The sequence below is a fragment of the Paenibacillus periandrae genome (assembly GCF_022458865.1).
Classification (GTDB): Bacteria; Bacillota; Bacilli; order Paenibacillales; family NBRC-103111; genus Paenibacillus_S; species Paenibacillus_S periandrae.
In genome coordinates, this window is the sequence record NZ_JAJNMU010000025.1 from 107,053 (window position 1) to 122,936 (window position 15,884).

Sequence of the window (15,884 nt, forward strand, 5' to 3'; positions counted from 1 at the left end):
ATGTTTACCAATGACTTCAATATTGTTTTACATTTTTACGGTGTCTTCCTGCTGATGTTCGGCTGGGCTTTTAGTGAACCAGCTAATCTGATGCACAAGCCTATAACAAGACTTTTAACCAACGGTAGAGTTCCAGAAGACTATGTTTAGAGACCGTTTTCATTTTAAATGAGCACAAAGCATTTAAAAAGCATAAGAGCCAAACAACCTGGTTTATAACCGCTTGTACACTGGTTCCGTAAAAAGTTTTAATTCGGACATGCTGTTTCATATATTTAAAAAAGGTCATATAGCCCATCGTTCACGATAAATTTGCCCAATTTCATCCGCACACAATTCAAACCGGTTAGTTAGAATGGCATTTTACCGCTTTTCGAATCAATGGTATGGATGCCATTTTCCATTCATTTTTGCGACATTCCGATAGACCATTTCTGCGGTGAGTAGAACAGAATTTGTAGAACCAATTCCATGTTATGCTTGCAGTTCAACTTAGACGCATAAATCGATTGTATGCCCAAATCTTGTTGAAATTTTTTAGATAGCACAGCAGCAGCAATTTCACGTACGTGTATGGACAGCTACTACATGTCATTTCATTGTGGAGGATTTTTTCATACGTTGACAATGATTGAATATCATGAATTTTCAGATAAATTTAATGCAATACAAATGAAAAATTATTACTCAATAAGTATCACCCCCCTGCTCCTTGATATTTATTAAGACTATACATCCATAACTTATAACCGATCCAATAACAAAATGGTCCTACTAAAGGTGAAAGCCAACTTCCGAATTGAAATATTGAAGATGACTCTTTTGCCAATATTAATGTGCTTGGAAAAAAGTTAACGAATGCTAATGGAACAACAAAGACTATTATAACTTGAATAAACACCACATAAATAGAAATAGGATATGAAATAAATTCCTTTAATCGGAAAAATAAATCAAACATGAAAGCCGTCCGGACCCACACGAAGGAGCAAGCACCAATTATAGTCATGATCCCAGCTTGTATCATTGCGCCACTAAAGAGAATGATTATAAAATATACCAATTTAATCCAGGTCCATTCAATATTTAACTGGATCAATGTCCAAATAAGAATAGAGCCGGAAATAATCATGTGAGCTATGTACGCAAGATTAAAACCTCTAGATACCAGATAAAAATATGGATTTACTGGTTTAACTAATACGATTTCAAATGTACCATTTCTTACATGGCCTTCGAGCTCACGCATTTGTACATATGAGAAAGCGGCTCCCAAGGCGTAGGTGAATAAACCCATACTGTAAAGAAGTGCAACTTCCGGCCAAGACCATCCTCCAATGGTTTCAAACCTTTTAAGAAAAAGCCAAAGGATTAAATAACTTGCACCATAATTAATAATTTGCGCGATTGCATTCAAGAAAAAATTTGCGCGATATTCCATTTTCTGTTTCATTAGTAACTGAACCAATTTGCCAAACAAAGACCAAGTCATGTTGATACCCCTTTACATTTTATCCACCTTGTACAACGAGCCTGCGAATTGCTTTCCGCCATAACCAATTGACCAATAGAAATAAACCCGCTATCCAAGTCATTCCAATCAATAAAGTATCACCGATTTGTTCTTTTGGAATATATCCCATGTATATTGCAGCAGGAACATAACCAAGGAACTGAAATGGTAGCGATCGGGCGATTAAAGCCCATGATTCGGGATAAAACCATAACGGTAGGAATGATCCGGAAAATAAAATCAATAACCCACCTACGATCCATTCAAGTGAAAAGCTAGTCAGAATCCAAAAAGCAATTAATGAAATCAAATAGCCAAGGAAGAATGATAGTATCAAGGCAATTAATAAAGATATTATAAATCCTACAAAATGATTAAAACTAACCGGCGCTTTAATGCCAAAAGCTATCCAAGATATAAGAAAAGACGGAATAACGACAAACACAAACTGGTAGGCAACAGAACCTAATCCATCTGAAAAAAGATACAAAGGATAAGATAAGGGCTTTAATAGTTCCGAAGCGATGCTACCAGTAGTAAGGCTATCATTTACTTTTCTACTGACGTTATGGAGCAGTAAAGATAAAATCAAGGTGTTCAATATGCTATAAGTGACCATTTGTTCCAGTGAAATACCAATCACACTTCCGCTTCCGATTACGGCCTTCCAGATGGAAACTTGGATGAATATCGTTACAAAGTTTCCTATCGTTTTAAGCCATACCTCTGAACGGTATGCTAAGTTATTAGAAAAGGACTTCAGACCAAAAAAAATATAAGTTTTCATACCGTCTCCTTCTTACCAAAAACTTCTATTCGTTAATAGAAGTGGTTTCTAGATTCTCGTAAAGTGTCCGTATCACTGATTCAATATCTGAATCTTCCAATGAAACATCTTCCACAGGATATTTCTCTGCTATTTTACTCACCCATTCGAATGCGCTTTCTTTTCCTCTCTCGAGCACAAATGTTTTTCTAAGACCTTGATCTTTCACCAATATAGTACCAGGAAAATCAATATTCCCAATATCATGCCGAAAATCAATCGTTATTTTTCGTTCGTTACCTATTTGTGTACGGAGATCAGAAACTTTTCCATCATAAACAAGATCTCCCTTGTTTACTATGATCATTCTTGGACAAATTTCCTCAATATCTTTTAAATCATGAGTGGTTAATATGATGGTTACTTTCCTTTCGGAATTAACTTTTTTAAGAAAATTTCTAATTTGATCTTTAGCAAACAAGTCCAGACCAATGGTTGGCTCATCAAGAAAAAGAATCCTCGGTTCATGCAATAAAGCCATCGCAATCTCAACACGCATACGCTGCCCCAAACTAAGTTGTCTGACAGGCTTATGAATAAATTCTTGTATACCCAAAATTTCAACACAATAATTAAGATTATCATGAAACCGTTTGTTTTCTATCTTATAGATGTGTTTATGCAAATCAAAAGAGTCCTCGACCGGTAAATCCCACCATAATTGACTGCGTTGTCCGAATACAACACCAATTTCTTGAGCATTTTTTTTCCTTGATGTATGAGGAGTATTTCCCATAACTTGCAGCACTCCACTTGTAGGAACAAGTATCCCTGTCATCATTTTAATCATGGTTGATTTACCCGCACCGTTAGTACCCAAATAACCTACACTTTCGCCTTCCCTAATTTCAAATGATATTCCGTTTACTGCTGTATGCTCCGTATATTCGCGTGTGATTAAGCTACGTAAGGAACCTATAACCCCTGGAAATCTTCGATATTGACGAAATACCTTTACTGCTTCATTAACACGAATGATACTCATTTCAGTTCTCCTTTTCCACATCTTCCTGTCTAAGCGAATATTACCATTATATCCCTTGTACTTCCAGAGACGGAAATTGACTATATGCATAAATCTGCTTTAAATTAATAAAAATCACTATATTAAGATTAAAAAGATCAAATTATGTCTCTTTTTAAAAGATAATGTCCGTAATTTTATATGGGACATCCGCGGTTAAACTTATTATACGAATACTGATCTTCAGAATGTGGTGCTATAAGATGAGATTTGATTCATATTCCTAGTGATGCGACCATTAAGCCACGAGCTTGCATCAGCTAAGTACCAGTTCCGGTAACCATCATATTCCTCGAAATTGGCTTAGTCCGTTTGGATATTCTCATTCATCTTGCTTACGACATCGCGGCAGACATTTAAAGCTGTCTATGGCTAAAGCCTTAGCAAAATTCACAATAAACCACTGCATTCTATTGTTGGAAGACATAATCAAACTGACGATTTTTGCCTTGCTTAAATCCCTTTGTTGCTCCGATGGTTCCCAAGCGGTGTCCTTGCGGATTATCCGGTCCCGGCTCTCTTCCCCCGTTTCCTTGTCCAACCGGATATCCACATATTTGTTGGAATATATGGAATTACCACCTTCCCTTATTTATTCGTCCAAAAATGCCTCAATGCTGTTCCATTTGGGTTGCAGCCCTTTTTTGATCTTCAGATTATGGTATGCTGGGGTCCCCGAATTCCCCCGTGATCATCTCGATCAACCATTCTCCTCCTCAGCCCAAAACGATATTCTTTGCTTCCACCGCCCACTCGGACGATGCAGTCCGCAGGATCTAGTCGATTTCTTTCCCCCTGTCCTTCTTGTCTAGGTATTTTTCTTTCTTATCCGAGCAGGTGTGGGCCAGTAGCAAGCTGCTGCAGCTCCTCCGCTGCAACCCCGATCAATTGAGGCTGCCCGCTTCCATAAGAACCTGGAGCGCACACTGCCGCTGCTCCATACTCCGCCGCCGAGGTGCTTCGAATCAATTACGGCGGGTCACACCCACTTCTTGTCTTATAAGCTAATTACCTTCGTCACTGGGGACTTTCACTCTGTAGATAGCGCCCATGCTGGGCGCAAACTAAAAAGGGCTGCATTAGGCTGCAGCCCTTTTCTTCTAACTATTTATCTCGCTTCAATACCCAAAATTCATCAACAGTATTATCTAGAATGTCAACTGGGACTACTGCCGTTTTTATCGTTCCGTTCGAAAAAGTCACTGTAAATGTAAACACAGCAGCTCCGCTAGTTAACTTTTTAAAATTCTCATTCCACATTTCACCATCCCAAGAATTATGTGAAATATTTGGAATGAGCAAGAATGGATCCGCATTCCGATTCCAAGTTACAACAACTGTCTGAGCGATATCAGAACTTGCCGGGTCGATAATCGTTGTATCTGCATGTAACAAGAATGGTTCTCCTGCAAGAAATTGTTCCCGTTTCCATGGCATTTCTGGATTCGGACCTTTAGAAAGATTGAATTCCTGACGCAAAATATCCCATCTTGGTATGTGCCTTACAGAACCAGTAATCGTGAGTGGCAAAACGGTTATCACATGCGAAACTGAATCGCTCAATCCATAAGGGTCTGTAACCGTTAGCGTAACGGTGTTATCACCTGGGTTATACCTAGTCGAATTACCGTCTATAACAGCATTCTGAGTGTTCTGACTGGATGTGTATCCATTGGGCCCTGTAATCAACCATTGACTTGTTAATGCATCGCCATCAGGGTCCGTTGATTGATTTATGATTGTGATCGTATCCCCTTCGTAAGCTGGCTTGGGTGTCCAATCAAATTTGGCAACCGGGGGCCGATTGATCATAAACCACGTTTGTGGCGACCAATTCGATTCAGCCCCATACTGGTCCCAGATTTTCACGCGGACCCTCATTTTTTGTCCGGTTGGTAGATCAATGGGAACTGTCATTCTCCCGGTTGTAGAGGTCGTGTTCTGCCACGTTTTCCCCGAATCGTAAATCATCACATCATTGGCCTCGTTTGTAATCTGGATCTGATACCAATACAGCACGTATCCGATATCCGGATCGGTTTGATACCACGTTAGCTCGGGCCGCAGCGTGTTTATGATGTTGGGAGCTGCTTGCGTTCCGTAAGGAAAGGTCATATAGGCAGATGGTGGGCTGTTCGTAGACATCCATCCGATATTACTCCAATCGGACCAATCTTCCCCATCGCTGACTTGTACCTGCCACCAATATTTTTGTCCCATCGCAAGTGGAGTTTCCATCGTCCAGGCCCAACTTGTTAAGGGTGTACTCATGTCACGATTTTTGACGCACTCTACCGGATTATTCGATACATCGTACACACATAAATTAAAAGTAGAAAATATCGTGTTCGAATCGATATCGGCCTGATTCCAAGAAAGGGTAGGCTGCAGCGAAACGTGTGAAGGCTCCGAATAGCTTCCATTCGGGAAGATGATCGATACCGTCGGTGGATGATTCCGAGCTACCGGCTGATCGATCTGGATGGTCTGAACGTACCAATCGGACCATGCTTTGTCCTCGTCTCTAACAGCCATAGCAACAGTGTATTCCCCGCCCTCTAAAGGTCTGATGAGCTTGCTATCCTTCTTCACGCCGGATGGGGTGATGTAATAAAACTTTTTGGCATAAATCCCGTTGTTGGCTGCATAGGGCGCTTGACAATTGCCGTGTGCGTAGCAACGGTCTGGATCAAAGCTCAGGTCCGTCCATCCAACTGTTCCGTCCGATTCGATATGGAGGGTGAATGGCGCTTCAGGTATCCGATGCACAATTAAGTACTGCTCGTAATCCTCCGAATATTTGCGATACGAATCAAACGCAGCGTTATCTGGCCTTGGATTATCCGGCACCCGATATTTGAGCTTATATAAACCAACCTTGTCAAACTGTGGAACGGGATTGGTCACGGTTTGGCCATGCATCGACGATAAGCCAAAATCCGCATCATAGGGTGCCCAGGTGTACGGTAGGAATCGATTTGGATCAACGTGGTCAATGTACCACTGCGTTCCCGGAGCATACATCGCATCCCTTTCCGGATCGTCATAGGTAGTTTCATACGTAATGGGTGTATTGACGATCGCAGCGCCCGGTGTATCGTAGCTCAGATCCGACTCGGACCACATGTAGCTAATGCCTTTAAATTCGGTATTATCGGCTGTTGAATACGGACCCAGCGTACCGGATGTAAACGTGTTATCTACCACATCGATGATAAGTCCATTTTTTTCATAGACCTTGATATGCGTGCCTGTTATTTTAATTTTAAAAGCTACCTGTTGTTCATTAGCTAAGTAATGGCTCGCGGGTTGAGAAATTGCGGTCTTCCTGCCGTTTACGATACGAAACAGCTGAACAGTATCTTTATATACTTCGACTCGATACATATTTTGGTGATTTTGAATTCGGAATCCCATACCCGCATGATAATCAGGCCCGTCCAGCTTGGCGAACTTCATAGTCCATGAAATCGTACCGTTGAGCACCTGTTGAGAAGAAGGATTGAACAGTTGGCCGAATGTAATAGGTTCGTTACTGTAGGGTGATTGTCCTGTACTCGGCTTGTAGCCGTAGGATATCGAATATTCGACTCCAGCTTTAGTCGTGGAACCTCCAATATACCTTGTGCTGCTAGTAGGTAGTTGATTGCTTCGAGGTTGTGGATTAATTTCAACCCCGGAAACAAGGTCAATTGTCTTGCCAGTAATCCGGTGTGTGCCATAGCCATTCCTATAGGTTGTATAATCTTTGTAACCATCAGAGGTACTTGTGCCTTCCGACCATTCGAAGAAATCTGCAGGCTTGGTTGTCGTTACCGCACTTGTACTCAGATTTTCGTAGTAGTAATTACAACCAGCAGGTGTCTCATATTCAGAATCATAAGGCCAACAATAGGATAAACCAACATATTTTTGATCAGCTGATACTCCGCCTCCGATAAATCCATTGATATAATCATGAGCTGCAATTTGTTTAACAATAGAAGGAAATCCAGTTTCAGCATCCCATCTAATTAAGTGGGGTTTATTGTTAATTCTGCTTAAAGTATAATAGTTGCCTTTCGGATCTCCAGCAGGTGCCCAATACCCGATATCCTCGTCATCCACACTTCGCTTAGCCCCACTGGACGTTCCTAAAATTTGATCCAAGCCGTCAGGTAGATACGCGATATAGCCATTCTGTGACGTGTTGCCGGGATTTGATCTGGGCTCGGCAGGAATATTATCAAATGATTCTGTCTTATAGGGGGTAGCCATGTTATCAGGCTTAAACGATTTAATTGTCCTGGTAGTAAGATTAATTTCCTTAAAATCTGAATTAAACCGCATACGGGCATAGCGACCAAGCTCATCCCCATTACTAAATGTTCCTCGTGCGCCCGTATAAGATGGTCTACCTGAATCGATTTCTATCATAAAACTTCCAGATGCCGATGCCGATGCTCTTAATGCAAGAAGATCATCAATTCGGTACCTCCACCAATATTCATTATATTGATATCTACTCCCACCTGTATTTCTAGGCGAAACTATAGTTCGGAACATAATTTCTCCTAAATCTTTGCGCACATACATCACTGGAGCGCTACCATTAACTGCAAAGGGGCTCAGTAGTATTGGATCGTGCGTATCTCCTAGTAGATAATGCTTACCATAATTCGTATCTGCAAATGTCGCGCTACTTACATATTCTCCTTGACCCAAATAATGGTAAGGCGCGGCCCCACCGTAAGGTAATTTAATCTCCTTTGGATCAAGATCCATATTTTCGGCTCCTATCGGCAAGGAGAATTTACTATGCACTCCATTGCCCATCCTAGCGCTTATTAATCGACCATCAGCAGATGCAAACCACCCATTGTTGATCCATGACTTATCCAAGCTGGTATTCGTCCAGTTCATAAAATCGGACGCTAGGAAGGGAGTTACATTGATGGGCATAGGCTCTGTGGCAATACCTGTAGCTGTAAAGGTGGCTTCCGGATTATCATTGGTCACCTTTACAGGGAAATGCTTCGTTGCCCTATCTCCAATGGCGTGAAGAGGCATCGAGTCAACAAAAAGGGAGAGAAATAAAAGAACGGCCATGACGCTGTATAACCATTTATTTTTTTGTTTCCGAAACAATGTTGTCCCTCCTAACCAAGTTGAATAGGTGGGCCGATTACGGTCCCACCTATTTTCAAAAATTAATGTACGAGATCCGTAGGCTGTCCGGGTGCTTCAACCACTGAAAGTATGATATCAAAATCTCCTACATGCTGACCTCTCAGTTCTAAGACATGAACTCCAGTTTTTGCGATATAGAAAGATTCTGTACCGACTGAATATAGATACTCAGCCCCTATTACCAAACTATCCTCATCGATTTCGGCTGTTACCCCTTCATTAAAAATGCCATCATTGTTGCCATCATAGGAAAATGACCATAATCGCTTCATAATGATATCCTGGTCTACACTTAATCCGGTTCCAAGTACAGTAAAGGTTGCCAACCCTCGATTGGTTATATCTCTCCCCGCCCTATCATTACCTACTATATCGACAATAGGGGGAAGATCGGGTTTAACTTCTACCGTTTTAGTTGCCGATCCTGTAAGGCCCTCTGTATCTGTGACGACAAGCGTAACCAGATAATTCCCGAGCTTTGGTGTTTTAAAATCTTTGAGTTTGCCTGTTAACGGCTGGATGTACTCAATTTCTGCTTGAGTCCCTGCTGTTTGTCCAGCTATCGGTGCTATCGTCCAGGCATACGTCAACGCCATATCTCTTGGACTGCTGCTTTTCTCTCCGGACAATTCAATTCTCCGGCCTTCCTTCAGCCAGCCGCCTACATCAATGACAGCTACAGGCTCAGGGCCGATGACATCCAGGTACGAGCAAGCTTTAGCGCTTATTCCTGATTCATTGGTTCCCGTTACGCAAACTTGGTGGGTTCCTTTTACAGCTGCTGTTATATTCGAATACTGCGTTTTGTTTAGTGGTGAGGTCCATCCCATGGAAGCTGGTAATCCAGCGAGCCAGCTTGTGCTCCCTGTGAATGTCCAGCTCAGTGTTACTTTCTCGTTTTTGCTATCGGTGGCTGCTGCTTTCAAGAATACATTTTCATCCTGTACAACAAAGGAGGTTTTTGCGCCTGTGCTGGTTTTGTACCAATCCACTTGAACTGTTGGTGCGCCTGCGACCTTGATAATTTCAAAAGGTTCAGGACCTATCAACGATATACGGCCGCAGCTATCCTCGACGTCATACATAACGATGACATTCCCAGCCCCGATGTTACCCGGATAGGTCGAAGATCCCGCCATTTGCCACGCAAATCCTATCGTATCTTTGCCACCAACAATGGGCGTCCAACCATATGCGTAAGCGTTATTCCCTTGCGTGACTCGAAACCGCCCTGTAACAGCTGTGCAGCCATTGGCCGGATCTGTCAGCGTGACGTTAAAATCATTTTGGTCTTTCCATTCAATTGTTGGGTAATGGACCTTTAGGGTTCCTTTCCATTCTCCGGGGCAGCCTGCGCCTAAACTGCATCCGCCAGGATCGGTTCCGCCGCCATTACAATTGGCTGAGGCTGTAAAAGATTCAGTTTTGGAATTGTTGTTGGTCGATTCCTCGTCTAATGAATTGTCGCTATTGGCTAGAACTGTGATACCCTTTGCACCAGGAGCTGAAAACGTATAGGTAAACGTCCCATCCTCCGTGGTTGTTCCGATCCCATTGAACGTATGGGTAATGATCTCCACTCCATCGGCTGAAATTTTGACCTTAAACGGGCTGGATGTAGCCGGGCCGCTGTTTGTGATGGAATATTTGAATGTTGCGCTTTTGCCTGCTTCGATGCAGGAAGGTCCGGTTAAGGTAGGAACAGTTAAATCCACTTTAGCTGTAGGTGCAGCTGTGTAGGCTACGGCTTCGAGTTTGGGGTATTTGTAGACGTAGCCGGTTAGTTTGATTTTCCAGTTGCTGTACCATCTCAGAACACGGCCATCACTGGGATTATCTACCGGTATCCTATCTGGTTGGGTGGAAAATAATGTGGTAAAGCTAAATCGATAGGATAAAGTTGGTATATCTAAGTAATCTGTTGTCACTCCTGTTATGTTAGATGCAGTTAAGGAACCAGCATCGTCAAGTTGAAAATCTGAGGTATTGAACTCCAAATGTACTGCATCCTTAACATTTAATTTCACGGATGTGTCACTAAGAACACTCAATTCTGAAACTGGCAACACTCCTTCTCTGTAATCGTAAGCACTATCGCAATATTGAACAGTAGATTCATATCCAGATGGGTAAGCAGGTATGCCATAGGGCATTCCTCCTTTGTGCTGCAAGCAAGATGATGGTGGGGGTGCTGAATAGACTGCATTATCCTTGTTCCTATAATAACGATTTGTTGGACCACCACCACCAGAAACATACTCCTCATAGTCAAACATCCATACCTTTTGGTTAGGATCTCTGAACCACTCAAAAGTACCTTCATCAAGCTGTACATAATCCTTAGTACCAACTATGATTTGACCCTGCTGTTGTAGTGGATTTGCTACATTATACTTGCCCCCACCAACGCTAATCATTTCCTGTAGTACTGTATGGGTGTTAGCATCCCTCAACTCAACCTTCGTTATTGGATCGCCGGAAGGATTTGAAATCGTGATGTCACCCAATGTAATGTTTTGATTTTTAGACCCAAACGAGTTACCATCTGACATTGTAAAGAGCATATCCCCTGACTTATAACTAACAACTTGAGCAGGCAAGGCCCCAGCAGCTTGGACTTCGTTTGGTTCTACGAGAAATAAAAAATTCGTTAAGGTAAAAGATATTATTAGGATTAAATATAATAATTTCTTCACACCTATTTACCTCCCAGAGCTTTCTTAATTACAGAGCTATAAACAACGGGACTGCCTTTCTCTCCCAAACTTTGCGCTGGTCTGTGATATACGCTGAACCCATTACCATCAATACCTTTCATTTTCGGAACGATCTGACCTGTCACCACTCGCACATCATTAACTCCGGCTTTCAGGCTAATCCTTCCGAAATTTAGCCCTTCTGGAACTAACTCCGCGTAAGGAGTTACATCAAGCAGTTGACCATCCTTTCCAATATTATCTCCGGTAATGTATAGGTTTGTTAAACTTAGGTAGGAATATTGAAAGCCTCCTTCAGGCTTAACTAATTCCGCATAAATGTGATCAAAGGATAAAAAAGCGTATGCATTAGTTGGGACATCTTGCGTATAAGTTCGTTCATTACCAACCTTCATCATCCATCGCATATTATCCGGAATCAGTTTTCGATTAGGGTCTGTCGGATCACCCATATCGACAACGATATATTTTTCAGTTTCCGAATAGCCATTAGGAGCATCGAAACGAAGCTTATCAAACTCAAATGGACTGTTGTTCTCAATAGCCCATCCAAAGTATTCAGGGGCAATCGTGGAAGCATTGGTTTTATGCCAAAGGATCTCAGCGGCTGAGGTTGCGTACTTATCTGAAGGTAGCTTTTCACCGGCTTTAAGCTGTAACATCCGTTCAATGACCGTAATCGCTTGTGCCCTCGTTGTCGGTTGATCTGACCCGATTGTTCCTTGGTTATCCAAACCATTGATAATACCTTTGCTCGTAGCCAAATACATCCACTTTAAATCATCTGTATTCTTCTCTCCAGCGCTTCTAACTGCTATTCTAGCCATCTCCTCCCGGGTAATGGGAGTGTTAATATCGCCGCTGGTGTAATCCTCGTAACGATGGATTCCGTTCGTTACAGCCGATTCGACAAAGGGCTCATACCATTGTTGCCCTGGCTTAGACTGCGTTTTGATGTTCAATGCTGTGACGGCCAGCTTGATAAATTCGGCCCTGCTTACGTTCTGTTCCGGTTTGAACGTTCCATCCGGATAACCGTCTACATAGCCATAACTAATTGCTGCATTAATGGTTTTAAGCGCCCAATGTCCATTCGTATCGGTAAAGCTCGCTGCTTGTGCTCCCATAGCTAAGGCAAGTGTACCTGCAGCTCCTACGATGCTAATAATAGTTGTTTTTTTCATTTAATCTCTTCCTCTCTTCATTTGAAAATTAGTATCTAATCGACTGACGGAGATACCAGATTCTTAATAATACAAAAAAATAAAAAGACGAAGGAAGTGATTCCCGCGTCTTTCGCCCTAAATCAAAAGTTAATTAATATAGAGTTATTTCTTCATCAAACAGAGCTTCCCCGGAAAATAAAATATCGTCCATAGGACTTTAAACTTCGAGATAACGCTCACAAAAGTTGAGCAATCAACATTTCTCTATTTCCATTTTAGCATATATTTGATAATTGCAACACCTTATTTTATTTCATATTGATTTATCTTTGTACCGATACACAGCCTTTTTTAAGGTTACGGGCTCCCCTTCTACTTTATAAGAAACTTCAATCAACCCAAGTACACTGGGACCATACAGAGTTTCCTTCACTATGACTGTATCCCCTCGATACGACACATTTTCTTGAAAATCATAAGGATATATTGGATTCCCGCTTCCATCCTTTGGAACTTTATCATCTCCTATAAAAAAAAGACCGATGATTTTGACGGGAGAAGCAAAGATAGAGTTAGCTTTGGGCGAAAGATCCGAGTTTAACAATAAAGTTTTGACTAAAGTCTGACGAAAGTTAAGAAGTCCCATGGTTTCGTCGAACACGACCCAACCATGCGCCATTTCATATTCAAGCGGGATGGCAGCATCATGGCAACCATTTATAGTCGCTGAATATGATCTTAATTCTCCCGTGATCATGATTCGGTCATAGGTGTCATTTCTCATAAGTATGACAAACAATATACAGGTCACAATAAGTCTGAACACAATATTCACAATATCACCTGCCAACTTCTATGTATTCATTAAAAGAGGTCTATGGAACATACTCGGTTTTTATCGTACGATATGCTTTGCTATTATTAGAGATCATAGCTCCAAAAAAAATATAAATACGCTTAGGGTAACTAATCATGAGCGTTATGTCTTCCGAGACGCTACCTCGTACTTTCCGTTGAGTCAAATTGATGTCTCCAGTGATTTGTATATCACTAGCAACCAAACCGCGTGTTTTAACCAGGTTATCTTTAATTTGCTGTTGAAGCGCACTTGATATATACCCAGTTGGTGGTGCTTTTAATATGGCTTCAGAAGCTTCCATTTCAATATACATAACATTTTTAGTGTCTGCATGGTCCAATATGATAGCAACCATCATGAGTGTAGTGATCAAAAGGTAAAGAATCATTTTGAAGGTAAAACTCAAGGAAAACCCTCCATTCAGAGTAAGAGAGCGGGTCTCCCCGCTCTCCAGTTTGTATAATATTTTGAAACTACGGATCCATTACTCTGAGTATCCAGATACAACGGTATCCACTCTCGTAACCGCCTTAGTTTGAGCATCATTCGTTTTAGGAATAAGCCCTGTACCTGGTTGAAATATCAAAGTTACTACCAAAAACGCTGTCAATCCAAAACCTAGTACTTTCTGCCATGTCCAACTCATTGCTATGATCGTCTCCTCTTATCTAGTAATTTGTATCAAATGAATACGACCACAGAAACAATCCAATGACGAACCAAACCATTGCAAGTCCTGTACCCGCTACATTGATCATGAACAACACTTGATTTAAATCGTTCTCCCGGGCTTCAAAGCTTGATTGCTGTTTTTTATTGAGTGTATCGGAGTTTTCCTTCAACATCTTGTCGAGCTCCTTGTACTCGACGCCATCCAGATCTCGAAACATCGCGGCCAAGTAGGTTATCTCCTCGTTACCCGGATGTCGCTGTTGCAACCGCATAAGAGCAACTTCTTTCCCCTTTCCCCATTCGTGTTCCAACAGAATGAGGTCACCCTTAATGATTCTAAAGTAATCTTGGTATTTCTGGATCAAGTAAAGAACATTTCGTTGCTGGACCTCCTGCACTTCATTTCGTAAAAGCAAAAGAAGCACATGTGTTTCCCTGGTGACGCGGTATCTTCGAACCTTTTGCAAAACTGGACCTATGACATTTGAAAATATCGTAAAGTTCTTAACACTTGGCCACATTGTGCTATAAAGTAATAGCAAACTGGCAATGGGTAAGAACAAATTACCTTGATAATCTGGCCATCTCATTAACATGGTTACAAATACAACCAATGTTACGATGTCCCGAAATACTTTTAGCTTAGCAGCATTGATAGGAATACCCATGCTTTGGATCAACTGATCTTCATCTTCGTTAATATAGATCTTTTGCCATCTTGATAAGCGCTCTGTCGTCTCCAACTGGACATAAATTCTCATTTCATTGACCGCTAGAATCCGCTGTCCCTTGCCGATCGAAAGAATTACCGAAAGACCAGCTGCAATTATTAACAGGAAACTCGCCCATAAGATGGTATCGAACGGATTTTCCCAAAAATACAAGATATCACCCCCCTATAAATCAAACTTTCTCCGGGAAATAATGAGATTGACTACAATAGCCATAAATCCAAAGAAAATACTACCGATAAACAAGGTCGATCCAATTACACTTTCAAACATAAACTTCCTTGTTCCATCTTCTCCCATCATCCGTAGCGCAAAGTAATAGGCGCCGTAGAGCAGTGGAAAGGCAAAAAAACCAACTTGAACTATTTCCTTTTTCTTGGGTTTATCCTGATGTGAAACGCGAAGATAGCCATGCATTTGTTCAATTAATGATCGAAGGCCCATTGATATCTTTTTGGCTTCTCTGCGGCCTGTTCCTTTATGATCAAGACCATAGGCTTCGCGAAACATAATAAAAAAAGTCGTTGCAAAAATGGATCCCACCTGATGCTCAAAAACATCCAACTCAAAAACTAAGCGAATCTCCTGTTTCCTTTGCATGGCCTGTGAAACCCGAAAGGTCATCGATTTTAGGGGGCCGGTATGCAGCACATCCGTTAGTTCCATCATCGTTGAGTACAGATCATATTTCTGTAGATACTTCCTTTCAAATTCCTCCACATAATTCAGAAATTGGTGGCTCAATTTGGCTCGACGACGTTGAACAAACGCACGCAGGAATATAAATGGTAGCAGCATCACAGCAAAAATGATAAGCACAGGTATGATATAACTAAGTCCGCTAAAAGGAAGTAGACTGCTTCCAGCTTTAAAATAATTGTTTTGCACCCATATTCCACAAGTTATCCCCATAACTATACTAGCCGTAAAAATAATGATCAGTGTTACACGAGTCGCTGTCGCCGATAACATAATCAAGGCATTTAAGTCCAATGCAACAACACGGTACCACGATTTTTCAAAATAGTGCTCGTTATTTTGGGGTGATAATCTTCCAAAACCATTTTCAGAAAATCGATGATCAATTTCTTCCTGAATTTGATGCAATTTGATTCCTTGGATAAGGAAATGGATACCGCAACCCACACCTCCTAACAAAATGGATAACATGGAGATGAACAACCAGTATTCGCTCAGGTACGTCAGG

The 15,884-nt window shown here is 41.5% G+C and carries 11 protein-coding genes; all 11 read right to left on the reverse strand.

All coding sequences use genetic code 11. The features are described from left to right. Positions 1–697: 697 nt before the first annotated feature. Entirely contained in the window at positions 698–1,492 is a 795-nt protein-coding gene (locus tag LRL21_RS34570; RefSeq protein WP_240420361.1) for an ABC transporter permease, read from the reverse strand. A 19-nt stretch (positions 1,493–1,511) separates the two neighbouring features. After that, positions 1,512–2,300, reverse strand: a complete 789-nt coding sequence (locus LRL21_RS34575; RefSeq protein ID WP_240420362.1) for an ABC transporter permease — start codon at positions 2,298–2,300, stop codon at positions 1,512–1,514. 25 nt (positions 2,301–2,325) lie between these two features. Beyond that, on the reverse strand, positions 2,326–3,324 hold the full coding sequence (locus LRL21_RS34580; protein ID WP_240420363.1) for an ABC transporter ATP-binding protein: 999 nt from the start codon (positions 3,322–3,324) through the stop codon (positions 2,326–2,328). 864 nt (positions 3,325–4,188) lie between these two features. Further along, positions 4,189–4,332: a hypothetical protein gene (locus LRL21_RS34585; RefSeq protein ID WP_240420364.1), complete on the reverse strand. Its 144-nt coding sequence runs from the start codon at positions 4,330–4,332 to the stop codon at positions 4,189–4,191. Between the two features lie 135 nt (positions 4,333–4,467). Continuing rightward, positions 4,468–8,490 carry a glycoside hydrolase family 78 protein gene (locus LRL21_RS34590; RefSeq protein WP_240420365.1) on the reverse strand — a complete coding sequence of 1,341 codons (4,023 nt, stop codon included), beginning with the start codon at positions 8,488–8,490 and terminating at the stop codon, positions 4,468–4,470. Between the two features lie 62 nt (positions 8,491–8,552). Beyond that, positions 8,553–11,228: a CARDB domain-containing protein gene (locus LRL21_RS34595; protein WP_240420366.1), complete on the reverse strand. Its 2,676-nt coding sequence runs from the start codon at positions 11,226–11,228 to the stop codon at positions 8,553–8,555. A 2-nt stretch (positions 11,229–11,230) separates the two neighbouring features. Then, complete coding sequence (locus LRL21_RS34600; RefSeq protein ID WP_240420367.1) at positions 11,231–12,433, reverse strand: S-layer homology domain-containing protein; 1,203 nt, start codon at positions 12,431–12,433, stop codon at positions 11,231–11,233. 295 nt (positions 12,434–12,728) lie between these two features. Further along, entirely contained in the window at positions 12,729–13,172 is a 444-nt protein-coding gene (locus LRL21_RS34605) for a hypothetical protein (RefSeq protein ID WP_240420368.1), read from the reverse strand. Between the two features lie 118 nt (positions 13,173–13,290). Further along, positions 13,291–13,680, reverse strand: a complete 390-nt coding sequence (locus LRL21_RS34610; protein ID WP_240420369.1) for a hypothetical protein — start codon at positions 13,678–13,680, stop codon at positions 13,291–13,293. A 262-nt stretch (positions 13,681–13,942) separates the two neighbouring features. Continuing rightward, the gene (locus tag LRL21_RS34615) at positions 13,943–14,830 is read right to left on the reverse strand and encodes a hypothetical protein (protein ID WP_240420370.1); all 888 of its coding nucleotides are present in this window, start codon (positions 14,828–14,830) and stop codon (positions 13,943–13,945) included. Between the two features lie 12 nt (positions 14,831–14,842). Continuing rightward, the gene (locus tag LRL21_RS34620; protein ID WP_240420371.1) at positions 14,843–15,847 is read right to left on the reverse strand and encodes a hypothetical protein; all 1,005 of its coding nucleotides are present in this window, start codon (positions 15,845–15,847) and stop codon (positions 14,843–14,845) included. Between the last annotated feature and the right edge of the window lie 37 nt (positions 15,848–15,884).